Raw genomic sequence first — 14,663 nt, 5'->3', positions numbered from 1 at the left:
TGGTGTACTTCACCCTGCGGGTGACGCTCGAAAACTCGCGCTTCGCTGTGCTAACAGCAGTCGATCGTGGCGAGCCAGTGCGTTGGGCGGCTTTGCAGACTTGTAGACGCGCCCTGCGCGGCTTCCCGCAGGGTAGCAACTGGCGTGGAAACCCCCAAGATTGCGCTGCTTCACCAACTTTAAATCCGCTATATTACATTTAGAGTAGGAATAATTTTGCAAAATTGGTATTGGGCTAAAGCGCATTCAGGTATCATAAATACAGCGATCGGTCAACAGTTTGACCAATTAAAGTTGCAATTACATTGACTAACTCTTCTGGTTCAATGGGTTTGGCCAAATGTTTTTGAAACCCTGCTTTCAGGGCTTGTTGCTGGTTGAAGTCTCCAGCATAAGCAGTTAAAGCGATCGCGGGAATTTGTTTGCCATGTGCCTGCAATGCTTTCACTTGGCGCATCAACATATAGCCATCTGTCTCTGGCATCCCAATATCACTCAGCAAAATATCTGGTTCTGACTCTGCCAAGGCTTGTAGTGCTTCCACTGCTGATGCCACAGCAATCACTTTGGCTCCAGCCAGTTCTAGCATGAATGTGTAGAATTCACGGGTATCTGTATCATCGTCTACGACTAAGATTTGGATGCCTGTCAAGATGGAATTGGTCGGAGCATTTAAGGTAGTAAGATTCGGGTCTTTTGTTGGGGTTAATTCTTTCTGAATCAGCGGTAACCTGACTGTAAAAATAGCTCCTTGCTCTTCTCCTAGACTTTCTGCCCAAACTGTACCGCCATGTAGCTCAATTAAATGACGGACAATTGCTAATCCTAAGCCCAACCCGCCAAAGGTTCGAGTTGTGGTGCTATCAGCCTGACGAAAATATTCAAAGACATGAGGCATGAAGTCAGGACTAATCCCTTTGCCTGTGTCGCTGACAATAATTTGAGCATGAGCGTCAACATGCTCCAGTTGAATAGTAATTTTTCCTCCTTCAGGAGTGAATTTAACGGCATTAGATAAGAGATTCCAAATTACTTGTTGTAAACGACCAGAATCACCCAAAACTTGCCCAACAGCAGCATCCAGCATGGTTTGAATCTGAATCTTTTTAGCTTCTGCTGCCAAACGCGTTGTATCCATTGCCGCCTCAATCACGGTCACAAGGTTGACGGGAAGCATGTTGAGGTTGAGCTTGCCTTGCAATATCCGAGAGACATCCAGCAAATCTTCAATGAGTTGAGCTTGTAATTTAGCATTACGCTCAATTATGGCAATAGCTTTCTTCAGTATGTCTGAATCAAACTCACGGGTCTGTAAGAGTTTTGCCCAACCGAGAATGGGATTGAGAGGCGATCGCAATTCATGAGACAGCACCGCCAGAAATTCATCTTTAATACGGTTGGCTTTTTCGGCGTTGGTTCTGGCAACTTGCTCGAGTTCCAAGAGGCGATCGCGTTCGGCTTCTGCTTGCTTGCGTTCTGTAATGTCAATAACTGAGCCGATGTAACCTTTGTATTCACCGTTCACTCCAAACCAAGGGCTAGCAGCATCGATGCAAAAGCGATACTCGCCGTCTTTTCGCCGCAAGCGGTACTCCAACTGAAAGCCTTGGCAGCGTTCGTTGGCTTCGAGAAAATTTTGCTTGGTATATTTCCGATCCTCTGGATGTACTGCATCTATCCATCCCAATCCCAGACCAGTCTGTTCAGTCTGCCCGGAAAATTCGTACCAGCTTTTGCTGAGGTAGGTGCAATAGCCAGTGGGGTCAGTCACCCAGACCATGAAAGGGGCATTGTCAGCCATGTTGCGGAATCGTTCTTCGCTTTGACGCAGGGCTGCTTCTACTCGCTTGCGGTAAGTAATGTCTGTAACAAATATGCTCACCCCGTCAGCAAAGGGGTAGACGCGATTCTCAAACCAACAATGCCAGGTGGGATAAAAGTACTCGAATCGAACCACCGTTTGTTGGGCGATCGCTCGATGAACCTGGGTAAAAAACTCAGTTTCGACCAGCTCTGGAAATAGTTCCCAAATACTCTTACCTAGTAACTCTTCTTTTTGCTTACCCACAACTTCCGCTACGCGATCGTTGACAAAGGTGTAGCACCACTCTCGATCCAACACAAAGAACTGGTCTTGGATACCTGCTAGCACAGTCTCTAGGTGTGCTTTTGCAACTTCAGCTTCCTTTCTTAACCCTTGCTCCCTGAGCATTGTCTCCTGCCGAAGACGAGCCATTTTTAGGGCTGCCTCTACCCGCGCCAACAATTCACGGGCAGAGAACGGTTTGATCAGGTAATCATCCGCTCCTGCTTCTAAACCTTCCACCCGTGCTTCTTCCCCCGCCCGTGCAGATAGCAAGATAATTGGAACTTTTCTGGTTTGCGGATCGGCCCGTAATTGTTGCAGTAGTCCAAAGCCATCTAATCTCGGCATCATAACATCAGTCAGTATCAAGTCTGGGAGATGCTGACGAGCAGAATATAAAGCAGATAAACCATCCGGCAGAGCTTCCACCTCATACTGCTGACTTAACAACCGCTTGACATAATCGCGCATATCTGCGTTATCGTCAGCCAGGAGAATACGGGCGGTTCTGAGCGAAGGGGTAGAGGGGCAGAGGGGCAGAGGGGAAATTAGGCTCTGTTGACCCTCCGCTCCCCGAAGTTTGCTTGGAGGGAAACCCTCCTGGCAACTTCTCTTCTTGCTCCCCGAAGTTTGCTCGGAGGGAAACCACGCCACTTGCTTCAAGCCGGGTAACCCGTCCAACGCAGTGGCTCCTCCTGGCAACTTCTCTTCCTGCTCCCCTGCCTCTTCTGGTAGCCAACGCTGAACTTCTTCTAAATATGGGGTCGCGCCTAATGCGGTTGAAGTTAAAGTGCGAGTAGCACTAATCCGGTTTGGCGGCAAATGAGCAGATCCCGTAGGAATCAATATGGTAAAGCAACTGCCTTCTCCCACAATACTGGTTACTCGAACTGTGCCGCCGTGCATTTGCACCAATTCTTGCACCAGTGATAATCCAATGCCCGACCCTTCAAAAGTACGTCCTTGCGCTCCTTTGACGCGGTGAAATCGTTCAAACAGGTGAGGTATTTCTGCTGCTGGAATACCGATTCCTGTGTCTTGTATCGACAGTTCGACGAATGCAGAAGCGGGGAGGCGGGGACGCGAGGACGCGGAGAGTTTCTTATTTGTATTCTCTGTGTTTCCCGAAGTTTGCTCAACGGAGGCAACCCTCCAAAGTTCGCTTGGAGGGAAACCCTCCTGACGACTTCTCTTTGCACGCAACTTGTCTCGTTGTCTGGTTGTCTCCGTATCCCCGTGTCCCCCTGTCCCCTCGTCCTCTTCATCTTCTACCCACTGCAAACTGACTGCGATTTTTCCTGTAAAGGTGAACTTGAATGCATTCGAGAGTAGGTTAAGGACGATCTTTTCCCACATTTCTCGATCTACATACACGGGTGCGGGTAAAGGAGGACAATTGACCAATAACTGCATTCCTGCCCGTTCTATAGTTGAACGAAATACACTGGCTAGTTCTGCGGTGAAAATGGCAAGGTCGGTGGGTTCGTATGAAGCTTGCACGCGTCCGGCTTCAATGCGCGAGAAGTCTAGCAGGGTGTTAACCAGTTTCAGCAGGCGATGTCCATTGCGTTGTACCATTTCTAACTGCTCGCGTTCGTTGGGTGGCAGCAGGGTGGCACAATTGATTAAGGTTTCCTCTAGTGGCCCCAACATGAGGGTTAGTGGGGTACGGAATTCGTGGCTAACATTGCTAAAGAAGACGGTTTTAGCGCGATCGATTTCTGCTAAGGCTTCAGCGCGTTTGCGTTCTTCCTCGTAAGCTTGAGCGTTGGCGATGCTGGCTGCAATTTGAGCCGCAACCAAATCAATAAAACCTCTATAATTGTCGTCGTAAAGCCGGAACGGATTCAAACCAACAACTAGTATACCAGCCTTTCCCGTCTGTCCTGATGATGCAATTGGCACAGCCACCGCTTGATGTGGCGATCGCTGCCAAACAGCCGACGGTAAACCGCTAAAATATATTTCTAAATTGAAAACTATTTTTGCCTGATGCGTTTTGATGACTTCCGCAAAGGGCCAAACTGTATCAGAATCGAGAGCGACTGTTCCTGGTACTGCTTTGTGGTTCCGTTCAATGCCGCAAGTTCCCGCCAAAAAAACATGCTGCTTATCCGGATCGACCAAATAAATCATTGCGAAGGGTAAATCGTAAGGGTTGGTTTCCAGACAGCTAGCACTAAGCGTACAGGCTTCATCAAATGACCGTGCATCTACCGTCTTAGCTGCCAGTTCCCGCAACAACATCAACTGACGCTCATTGACGATCCGCTGGGTGTCGTCTGTGTTAGCGCAGATGATACCACCTGTGTCGCCTTGGTCATTAGGAACTGGGCTATATGAAAACGTGTAATAGGTTTCCTCTGGGTAGCCGTTGCGTTCCATGATTAGCAGCAGTGCTTCATCGTATGTGCCCTCATTCTTGAGCATTGCTGATTCCGCCCTAGGGCCTACTTGATCCCATATTTCCCGCCATACATAGGAAGCTGGCTGTCCAAGTGCTTCTGGATGTTTACCACCTACTATAGTCTTGTAAGCATCATTGTAAAGGTTAATCAGTTCCTCGCCCCACCAGACAAACATGGGTTGACGGGAAGTCAGCATAATCCGCACAGCCGTTTTTAGGCTCTGCGGCCATTGGTGTGTTGCACCCAGCGATGTTTTCGACCAGTCTTTTTCTCGCATCCGCGCACCCATTTCACCCCCGCCAAGAAGGAAATTTACGTCAGCGTTGCTTGCTGAGGTTGACTCATTCTTCATTCGTTCCTCCTCATTGGTCATGCTTCTGTCACAAAGCTCAAAATGTGGTCAACTGCTGGTCAAAATTCTCTTTATATACGGTACTGCGCTCTTAAACAATAACTGAACCTTTATGAGGCAGAGCAAAGTTAATAGATCGCCATATACCAATTTTGGCAGCAGAATAGTCTTTTGGGTCTATTACTCCCCAGATAGAGATTGTTATACCAATTTGAAACTAAAAGAAAAATTTCAGAAACTAGTGAGGAAGTAGAAAATTTCTCAAAATTTCCAATAGCTGCCGATTTGTGCATCAGCAGGCTTATGATTAATTGGTGTGGTAGAGACCATCGTTAATGAGTTTCGACTACAGCGATCGCGAGACAAGCTCTAAGGCGGTTCTATGTCTGAAACAAATTCTCAAAATATCGTTAATACTGCCGTGACTCTCATAGAAAAGTATGCAGAGGGAAAACGGGATTTTAGTAGAGCAAACTTGGTTGATGCTGACTTACGAGGTCTCGATCTCAAAGGGTCTGACTTCAGCTATGCTGACTTAAGTGAAGCTAATCTCAGTGGTGCTAATCTTAGAGGCTGTGACCTCAGCTTTGCAAATCTCAGTCAAGCTAATTTGCAAGATGCCGATCTCCGGGGAACTTTGTTATTTTCAGCGGATCTCTGTCAAGCCGATCTTAAGGGAGCGAAACTGGAAAAAGCAGATTGCGATCGCACTACCCATTTTCCTCAGGATTTTAATCCAGTGCAAGTAGGATTGCAAATTAGAGAGAGGTAGAGTCTACACAATCTCTCTGTTGGACAGATAAACTTAATTGATGTTTCCTACTTTTGCCAAACTCGATTGGACAAGACGGGAATTTATGCGATCGCCCAAATCATCGAGATGTTGATTTCGTCCCGTTCCCCTCTTGTATTTTTACCTTTACCTCTAAAAAGTAGTTAACCAACCTTGATTAAAAACTGCTTTGAGGAGTTGCTACAGAACTGGGACTTTCTGTAGCATCTAGTGTATCTGTATTGGGAAGTTCCTGTTTAGAATCATTCTGATTATCTGGTGTATCTGTATTGGTTACTTGCTGCTGGGAATTATTTTGATTATCTGGTTTCTCAGTATTAGAAAGTACCTGTTTTGCCAAGTTTTCGGCTGCTTGTTTAAACAAAGGTTCTATTTTCTTTCGCCAGTACTGAGTGTTGGGTAACTGTTCTGGATGGTTTTTATAATCCAAAACTTTATCCCATTGACCACTCTCTAACGCCTTATTGATGTCATTAAATAGTGCATCTGCCTTAGCCCAATCTTGCTGCCACTGGTTAATTATTGCGGCTGTTTCTTTAATCCCAGAAGAAGCACTTGCTGGAATAGACTTTAGTAGTGCGATCGCTCCAACTAAATCTCCTGAATCATACTTCTGTTTTGCTTGTTCTACAATCTTGCCAGTGTCAACACTAGGCTGCGATTGAACCGATTTTTCAGTGTTAGAAGGTGGTAATTTTGATATTTGTGACGACGGAATTACTCCATCTCTAGATTTTTGTCTTGGTTTGGGAACTGGTAAAGCAGTAATTAGAGAACTATCATCTACTGTCTTAATTGCAACGCCTTTATCCCGCAGACAAGAAATCCATTCGTCATTATTAACTATCACATCCGAGTGTGCCCAAGCCAAACGATTAGAGTTTAGTTTAATTTCTATCCAACCTCGTTTTGTTCGCTTGCCAGTAACCTCAAATTTGGTGTTATCGGCAACTGTTTGCAAAACATTATCAGAATTAATAGAACTAGGTTCAGAACGCACATTAGAATTACCTGTAACTACAGCCAAACATTTGTTTGTTGTAGTACTATTACTGCCTGTGAAATTAGCAGCGAAATTTTTGACATTTGGATATACATTAGCTGCTAAAGCCGCAGCACCACCCGCCAATAATATGCCAATTAACAGCGGCCATGGGTCGGGTTTGTGAGAGTTTTTCCGACGGGATGGTTTAACAGTAGCAGGATTTGCGGGTGCAACTGCGACGGTTTGCTGCCGAGATACTTGAGATGGAGAATTATTTAATTCGTAACTGCGGTTTTTAGGCGATTCTTGTGATGTAGCAGCTGTCAACACAGGATTAATAGCGTTTTGACATGCTTGCAGTGCTTCTGTTGCCGTTTGGTAGCGGTCTTTGAAATGATAACGCACCATCTTGGTCAACACTGCTGCCAGTCGATAGTTAACAGGTACTAAATGCTGCCAGAGGATTTCGCCTGTATCGGGGTCTTCTTGCAATTGTGTTGGCTGTACTCCTGTGAGTGCTTGAATAGCGATGATGCCAAGAGAATAGATATCACTATTAGGGCGGGGTTTACCTTGCCCTTGTTCCGTAGGCATATAACCGGGAGTACCAATAGCCACTGTAGCAGAGGGTTGTCCGCCAACTGTCACCATTGGCGTACGCAATTGCTTTACCGCTCCAAAGTCTACTAAAACTAACTTCTGGTCGGAGGCGCGCCGAATAATATTATCTGGTTTAATATCGCGGTGAATCACCCCTTGAGCGTGAACAAATTCCAAGATGGTGAGAACTTCCTGTAATAGTTGAATTACTTGGTCTTCACTCCAACGTTTACCAGGTATGAGTTCCTCTGTGAGGGTATGTCCTTCAATAAATTCTTGTACTAAATAAAATTCTTGGTTCTCGTCAAAATAAGCTAGCAACCTAGGTATCTGATCGTGATTACCCAATTGTTCTAAGGTTTCAGCTTCGCTATTAAATAGACGCTTAGCAGTCTCAAAAACTCTGGGGTCAGTTGCAGGTTGTAGGTGCTTGACAACGCAAATGGGGTTACCCGGCCGCCTAGTATCTTGGGCAATGTAAGTTTGACCAAATCCTCCCGCGGCAAGGACTTTAATTATTTGGTAACGATGGTCTAATAGCTTGCCTATCATATTCATTCCCCAGAGTTATTACCTAAATTTTTCAGCTGGTAATAAATATCTCCAAATTTTCTGCAATGAAATCCGTTATCTTGAGAAAAGATTTAGACTAAATCCAGCTTTTTAATAAACGCAGACTGTAAATTTTTCTTTATAGTGCCCCTGTTAACGACCAATGCCACCCAGAATAACAAATCCAGTAACATGGCAACGTGCTGAACTTCTCATGCAACCTGCTTTCATTCGTGTTGTCGATAATCTTCGCAAGCATCTCGACACATCTACTTGGACAGGAACTTACGAAGATGTATTGATTTGGCCAGCTAGCACCACAGATCAAACGAAAGCGTTGGTAACTCAGTTGTTGCAAGAAATGGAAAACGCCACATCAGAACAAGCAGATGAAATCAGAAAAACCCTCAGCCGTCTGCCAATGCCCCATCCAGGATATCATCTGAATTTGCAACGTCAAGGGCAACAAGTCAGTATCGATTTGTGGGAATTGTGTTATCAAGTGTGCTTTTTGGACTACAGTCCAGATAATGAGGCAGTTAGTATTGATACCAGTTTAATTGATGAACTCGGTGAAGTAGATTGGCTACGTTTGGAAGACAAGACTAAGGAGTTAGTTAAGCAAGTGTTTGAAAATTTACCAAAAGATTAATAATAATTCGTAATTCGTAATTAGTGAGTAGGGAAATCCCTACTCCCTACTTCCTACTCCTTCATTTCATAAATGCTGTAAATTTTTCGGTAATTCGCTTGGTTGCCTCTTCTACATTTTCTCGACTATTAAATGCTGAAATGCGGAAGTAGCCTTCACCCGCAGCACCAAATCCAGAACCAGGTGTTCCCACAACATTGACGGTGTGCAGCAGTTTATCAAAGAATTCCCAACTGGATAAATCATCGGGGGTTTTCACCCAGACATAAGGTGCATTTACGCCACCATATACATCCAATCCCGCTGCTGTCAGTTGTTCGCGAATAATTTTGGCATTTTCTAGATAGAAACCAACCAATGCCTTAATTTGGGCTTGTCCGTCTTGGGAGTAAACAGCTTCGGCTCCCCGTTGTACGATGTAGGATACGCCATTGAACTTAGTGGACTGGCGGCGATTCCACAGCTTCCATATTTCCACATCTGAACCATCTGCGGCTTTTGCAGTCAGCGTCTTCGGTACGACGGTTAAGGCACAACGGGTTCCTGTAAAGCCTGCATTCTTGGAGAAAGAACGGAACTCGATCGCAACTTCCCTTGCACCTGCAATTTCGTAGATAGAGTGAGGAATATCAGGATCGGTAATGTAAGCTTCGTAGGCAGCATCAAAGAAAATAATCGAGTTATTAGCTTTGGCATAATCTACCCATGCTTTTAAGTATTCTTTGGTGGCGGTTGCACCGGTGGGGTTGTTAGGGAAGCAAAGATAAATTAAATCGACTTTTTGAGAGGGAATTTCGGCGGTGAAGTTGTTCTCAGCGGTAATTGGCAGATATACTAAGCCTTCAAACTCGCCTTTCTCGTTGGCAGCCCCAGTATTACCCGCCATGACATTTGTATCTACATATACGGGATAAACGGGGTCTGTAACGGCGATAATGTTGTTATGTCCAAAGATTTCCAGAATGTTGCCTGTGTCGCATTTGGAACCATCAGAAATAAAGATTTCGGAAGCATCTATATCTGCTCCTCTAGCTTGAAAATCTTGAGCAGCAATTTTCTCCCTTAACCAAGCATAGCCTTGTTCTGGGCCGTAGCCTTTAAAAGTATTGCGATCGCCCATTTCTTCCACTGCTTTAATCATTGCTGTGCGGCAAGCTTCCGGCAGAGGTTCTGTGACATCGCCAATGCCCAAGCGGATAATTTTAGCATCGGGGTTGGCTTCGGCGAAGGCGTTAACTCGTCGCGCAATTTCGGGAAACAGGTAACCAGCTTTCAGCTTCAGGTAGTTATCGTTAATCGTTGCCATAGTGGATTGTGAAAGACGCACTAAAACAGCTTACTGCTAATTTATCTGTAGGATACCTTTGTTGCTTTTGGTAATATCACTATTTAATTTTCGAGAAACTCAATATGGTAGGCGATCGCTCCCAAATTTTATTTTATGCTGGAGACTAGACCAGCCAGTAAATTTAAAACTGGCGCACTCAGTTAATTGCGCCTACTTACTTAGCTACAAGAAAATGTAATTTTCATTTTGGTTTTTTAAGGAAGTGTTGTTATGAGCATTCCACTTGTCCGCCAGCCCACGGAAGAAAAACTGGTAACTCTAAAGGATGTTTCTTGGGAGCAATTCAAAGCGATCGAGGCGCAACTTAAGCATAACCGAAATGTCCGACTGTCTTATTTGTCAGGAATATTAGAAATTATGTCACCCATTGGAGATAAGCATGAGTATGTGAAAAGAACTCTCGGCTATTTACTAGAAGCTTATATGAGAGTGTTGGGCATCCGCTTCTACGGTCGTGGCGGTTTTACTTTAGAAGAACCTGGGTATGCTTCTGGGACACCTGATGAATCTTACTGTATTGGCAGCTATAAAGAAACACCTGACATTGTTATTGAAATTATAGTCATTAGTGGCACTATTAACAGAAAAGATTTATATAAGCCCAAAAAAGTGCCTGAAGTGTGGTTTTGGAAATCTAACTCTATCAAAATATTTCGTCTTACTGAAGGTGGCGAGTATGAACAAGCAAATAGAAGTGGGTTTTTCTCAGATTTAGACCCTGCTTTGCTATTGCGTTATATCGCCATACCTGACCAGTACGACGCTGTTGTTGAATTTGAGCAGGCTATCCGTAACAGAGCAGGGGAGGCAGAGGGGCAGAGGAGAGAATGATAATTCCTGACCACTGACCAGACTACTGACCACTGACTACTGACTCAACACTCGATGTCCGATATCTCTGCGATAATACATCCCTGGAAAGTGAATTGACTTGATTCCAGCATAAGCCTGGGCGATCGCTTGCTCAAAATTTTCTCCAATCCCAGTAACATTTAACACTCTACCTCCATCTGTTACTAGTTGTTGCTGGTTTAACTTAGTACCTGCATGAAATACAACTACGCCTGCTGCCTCCGCCTCTGGAATGCCAGTCATTACCTGACCTTTTTCGTATTCTCCTGGATAACCGCCGGAAGCTGCAACGACGGTGGCAGCAGCACCCTCGTGCCAAGCAATGGGTGGCAATTCGCCTAAACGCTGCTGTACGCAGGCTAAAATCAACTCTTCTAAAGATGTTGTCAACAGTGGTAAAATCACCTGCGTTTCGGGATCGCCAAAGCGACAGTTAAATTCTAGAACTTTAAAGTCGCCATTGGGTGCGATCATTAACCCAGCGTAAAGCACGCCTCGGTAGTCAATGCCCTTGGATCTTAAAGATGCGATCGTTTTTTCTAAAACTTCTGTTTGAATGCGTGCCATTAACTCTGGTGTAGCAATAGGTGCTGGCGCATAGGCTCCCATCCCACCAGTATTTTCTCCCGTATCGCCTTCACCAATGCGTTTGTGATCCTGAGCGGGTAGCAGAGGTCGAATTGTTAAGCCATCTGTTAATGCTAAAACTGAAACCTCTTGCCCAATCAAACATTCTTCAATGACAACCAAATTCCCAGCACTGCCAAACTGCCCTTGGAAAATTGCATCAATTGCCATCTCTGCCTGTTCCAGTGTTTGGGCAACTGTCACACCCTTACCAGCTGCCAAGCCATCAGCTTTAACAACTATGGGCGCTCCCTGTGCTTTTACATAAGATTTCGCTGCTGCTGCCTCTGTAAATACCGCAGCCTTGGCTGTAGGAATTCCTGCTTCTTGCATCAGAGCTTTTGCCCAAGCCTTACTCGCTTCAATCTGCGCTCCTGCTCTAGTAGGCCCAAATACCATTAATCCTTTGCTTTGCAGGTAGTCTGTAATTCCCTTGGCTAAAGGCACTTCTGGCCCAATTATCACAAGAGTTATGCCATGTTCTAGAGCATATTGGCTGATGCCCTCAAAGTTATCTACTGCTAGAGGCAAATTCTGGCAACGTTCCATAATTGCCGTACCCCCATTTCCAGGTACACAAACAACTTGCTCAATTTGCTTCGATTGCAATAGTTTCCATGCTAGAGCGTGTTCGCGCCCCCCGTTACCTACAACTAAAACTTTCACTGATTTCCTCGTGCGTCCCTTGCGATACGAGAATGCCCTAAGACTACTCGCGGATCAATTTTTCACTAATTCTCATGCTTATGCAAGCCCCCTCTGCGATGACTAAGCGAGAATAACTGAAAAGTAACTTCACATATTGCTCTATGTTTAAGTTTTATTGCTGTTATCTGCTTACTATTAGGTAATACTGAATTTGTTAGTTAATTATAATTTGTATACTTTAAATGCAATCAGAAGAGAAAATCCTAAATAATTTTACTTAAGTTTTTTCGTTATTATGAAATTAACTAAGTATTTATAATTACTTTTTCTCAAGTTCAAAGGTTTGATTTAAAAATACTTGGCAAGTAATGACGTTTAATCATCTTAAGTATTAACCTGTGAATATTGAAATTCAGAATATATCCAAAAACTAGGGGTTATGGCTAAAATTATCGTTACTGGAGCAGCAGGATTTATTGGTTCTCATCTTGTAGAAGCATTACTGCAACAAGGAGAAGAAGTAATCGGCATTGATGAATTCAATGATTACTACGATCCGATGTTGAAGCACAAGAATATTGCACATTTACAGTTGTCGCCTAATTTTAGTTTAATTGAAGGAGATATTCAGTTTTTAGATTTGCAGACAATTCTTGAAGATGTTGATGTTATTTATCATCAGGCGGCACAAGCAGGGGTAAGAGCAAGTTGGGGTCAAGGTTTCCGTTTTTATACTGAACGTAATATCAGCGCTACACAAGTTTTACTGGAAGCAGCAAAAGATGCTAAACACCTGAAAAGATTGGTACTTGCCTCTACATCTAGTGTATACGGCGACGCTGAAACTTTGCCTACCCACGAGGGAATTTGTCCCCAACCTGTATCTCCTTACGGCATTACTAAGTTAGCAGCTGAACGTTTATGCGGTCTATATCACAAAAACTTTGGCGTGCCTTTTGTGGCGTTGCGATACTTTACAGTTTATGGGCCGAGACAGCGCCCAGATATGGCATTTCATAAGTTTTTTAAATCTATTTTGCAAGACGAGGCAATTCCTGTTTACGGTGATGGACAGCAGACACGGGACTTTACATTTGTTAGCGATGCTGTTGCTGCCAATTTAGCTGCTGCTGCTGTACCTGAAGCGGTGGGCGAAATCTTCAATATTGGCGGCGGTAGCAGAGTGGTTTTGGCAGAAGTCTTAGACACGATGGCAGAAATTATTGGGAAACCAATCAAAAGAAACCACATAGAAAAAGCTATGGGAGATGCACGGCACACAGCTGCTGATGTATCTAAGGCACGGAAAATTCTCGGATATCAGCCGCAAGTTTCCCTAAAAGAGGGTTTGACGCGGGAATGGCAGTGGATTAAATCTTTGTACAGTTGATGAAATTTGGAGGCGGAAGGCAGTCTTAATGAAATAAGTTTCATCATCATGCATGAAAATGTCTCTCAGCCTCCTCAGTTATCTCATGATATCAATACTGTATGAAGATGCGCCCAATTATCCTTATTGTGTCACTCTTTGAAAACAAAAATTGAAGGAAACTTTTAAAAATCTGACTGGATTGGGTTTGTGGCTTGATTTTCTAATATGGTCGATATAGTCATTGCTTTAGACTAAAACTCTTGTGTAATAGGGGTTACATCTTTTCATCTGGGGAAGTGACACAAGAGGGATATTTTCAAAGAGGAGGCAATTGGCGAACAGCGATCGCCCCCACTAAGCTATATATAAGTTATGCTGCAAATTTCTAATAAAATTATCATCCCCGATAGCGAACTCGAAATTAGCGCGATTCGTTCTCAAGGAGCAGGGGGTCAAAACGTGAACAAAGTTGCTACAGCCATCCACTTACGCTTTGACATTGAAGCTTCATCATTACCCACTTTCTATAAACAGCAACTTCTAAAGCTAAACGACCGACGTATCACCCAAGAGGGAGTTGTTGTCATCAAAGCTCAAGAACATCGCAGCCAAGAAAAAAACCGTGAAGAAGCAATGCATAGACTCAAGCAACTCATACTAAGCGCAGTTGTCTTGCCCCAAATACGTAAACCCACTAAACCAACTCGCAGTTCTCAAAAAAAACGTCTTGACAGTAAAACTAAGCGCGGACAAATTAAGTCCATGAGAAAGCAGGTCATTGATTAAAATTTGAAATGATCGACATCCGTTGTGAAAGTTTGCCAGACTATCCAGCAATAGCTGAGGTAAATAAATTAGCCTTTGGACAGGAAAACGAGGCTAAACTTGTAGATAAAATTCGCCGTTCAGACCGTTATATTCCAGAACTTTCGCTAGTAGCAAAGATTGGCAATGTCGTAGTCGGTCACATTTTATTTAGCTATATCGATCTCGTGAATGAAGAAAAACTACAGGTAATTGGTTTAGCACCTTTGGCAGTTCGTCCACAGTTTCAAAGACAAGGTATTGGTAGCGCACTAGTAGAAGCAGGGTTAAAAATAGCAGATGTAACAGGAGAAGCCATAGTAATTGTATTAGGTCATCCCCATTTCTACACTCGCTTTGGCTTTCAGTCTTCTATTGTTTATAGAATTGAGTCTCCTTTTCCAGTACCAGAGGATGTTTTCATGGTTAAACCACTGCAAAATTATCAGCAAAAGTATATGGGGAAGGTTGTTTATCCACCTGCTTTTGATGAGGTGTAACCGTTACCACACAAGTTTTAGTCTCAAGCAATAGTTATATTGAACGTATTATAAAATCAAGCCACAAACTCAACCCTAATTAGA

At 44.0% G+C, this 14,663-nt stretch carries 11 protein-coding genes; 7 read left to right on the top strand and 4 right to left on the bottom strand.

Annotation, left to right across the window (positions count from 1 at the left end; all coding sequences use genetic code 11):
- Positions 1–2 precede the first annotated feature (2 nt).
- The gene (locus tag RMY31_RS04365; RefSeq protein ID WP_322657056.1) at positions 3–203 is read left to right on the top strand and encodes a hypothetical protein; all 201 of its coding nucleotides are present in this window, start codon (positions 3–5) and stop codon (positions 201–203) included.
- Positions 204–253: 50 nt separating this feature from the next.
- Here the strand turns inward: RMY31_RS04365 and RMY31_RS04360 are convergent, their stop codons facing one another.
- Entirely contained in the window at positions 254–4,846 is a 4,593-nt protein-coding gene (locus tag RMY31_RS04360; RefSeq protein WP_322657055.1) for an ATP-binding protein, read from the bottom strand.
- A gap of 382 nt (positions 4,847–5,228) precedes the next feature.
- Here RMY31_RS04360 and RMY31_RS04355 point away from each other — a divergent pair, with 382 nt between their 5' ends.
- Positions 5,229–5,618 carry a pentapeptide repeat-containing protein gene (locus RMY31_RS04355; protein ID WP_322657054.1) on the top strand — a complete coding sequence of 130 codons (390 nt, stop codon included), beginning with the start codon at positions 5,229–5,231 and terminating at the stop codon, positions 5,616–5,618.
- A 178-nt stretch (positions 5,619–5,796) separates the two neighbouring features.
- On the opposite strand, the gene RMY31_RS04350 is transcribed toward RMY31_RS04355, so the two are convergent.
- On the bottom strand, positions 5,797–7,776 hold the full coding sequence (locus tag RMY31_RS04350) for a protein kinase domain-containing protein (RefSeq protein WP_322657053.1): 1,980 nt from the start codon (positions 7,774–7,776) through the stop codon (positions 5,797–5,799).
- A gap of 163 nt (positions 7,777–7,939) precedes the next feature.
- Between RMY31_RS04350 and RMY31_RS04345 the strand changes: the two genes are divergently transcribed.
- A complete protein-coding gene (locus RMY31_RS04345; RefSeq protein ID WP_322657052.1) occupies positions 7,940–8,428 on the top strand; it encodes a hypothetical protein in 489 nt (162 codons plus the stop codon).
- Positions 8,429–8,489: 61 nt separating this feature from the next.
- Here RMY31_RS04345 and RMY31_RS04340 read toward each other — a convergent pair whose 3' ends face one another.
- Positions 8,490–9,734: an LL-diaminopimelate aminotransferase gene (locus RMY31_RS04340; RefSeq protein WP_322657051.1), complete on the bottom strand. Its 1,245-nt coding sequence runs from the start codon at positions 9,732–9,734 to the stop codon at positions 8,490–8,492.
- Positions 9,735–9,986: 252 nt separating this feature from the next.
- Here RMY31_RS04340 and RMY31_RS04335 point away from each other — a divergent pair, with 252 nt between their 5' ends.
- The gene (locus tag RMY31_RS04335) at positions 9,987–10,607 is read left to right on the top strand and encodes a Uma2 family endonuclease (RefSeq protein WP_322657050.1); all 621 of its coding nucleotides are present in this window, start codon (positions 9,987–9,989) and stop codon (positions 10,605–10,607) included.
- 36 nt (positions 10,608–10,643) lie between these two features.
- Here RMY31_RS04335 and purD read toward each other — a convergent pair whose 3' ends face one another.
- Positions 10,644–11,921 (bottom strand): phosphoribosylamine--glycine ligase, encoded by a 1,278-nt coding sequence (gene purD, locus RMY31_RS04330; RefSeq protein ID WP_322657049.1) that lies wholly within the window; start codon positions 11,919–11,921, stop codon positions 10,644–10,646.
- A 421-nt stretch (positions 11,922–12,342) separates the two neighbouring features.
- Between purD and RMY31_RS04325 the strand changes: the two genes are divergently transcribed.
- The 3 genes from RMY31_RS04325 to RMY31_RS04315 all read left to right on the top strand — a co-directional run bounded on the left by RMY31_RS04325 (position 12,343) and on the right by RMY31_RS04315 (position 14,579).
- Complete coding sequence (locus RMY31_RS04325) at positions 12,343–13,293, top strand: NAD-dependent epimerase/dehydratase family protein (protein WP_322657048.1); 951 nt, start codon at positions 12,343–12,345, stop codon at positions 13,291–13,293.
- A 354-nt stretch (positions 13,294–13,647) separates the two neighbouring features.
- Entirely contained in the window at positions 13,648–14,061 is a 414-nt protein-coding gene (gene arfB, locus RMY31_RS04320) for an alternative ribosome rescue aminoacyl-tRNA hydrolase ArfB (protein WP_322657047.1), read from the top strand.
- Positions 14,062–14,069: 8 nt separating this feature from the next.
- Positions 14,070–14,579, top strand: coding sequence for an N-acetyltransferase (locus tag RMY31_RS04315; protein ID WP_322657046.1), 510 nt, complete (start codon positions 14,070–14,072; stop codon positions 14,577–14,579).
- The last annotated feature ends 84 nt before the right edge of the window (positions 14,580–14,663 follow it).

The organism is Dendronalium sp. ChiSLP03b (assembly GCF_034531165.2).
Lineage (GTDB): Bacteria > Cyanobacteriota > Cyanobacteriia > Cyanobacteriales > Nostocaceae > Dendronalium > Dendronalium minutum.
The sequence above is the reverse complement of the archived record's forward strand: the minus strand, read 5'-3'. Positions and strand labels throughout refer to the sequence as shown.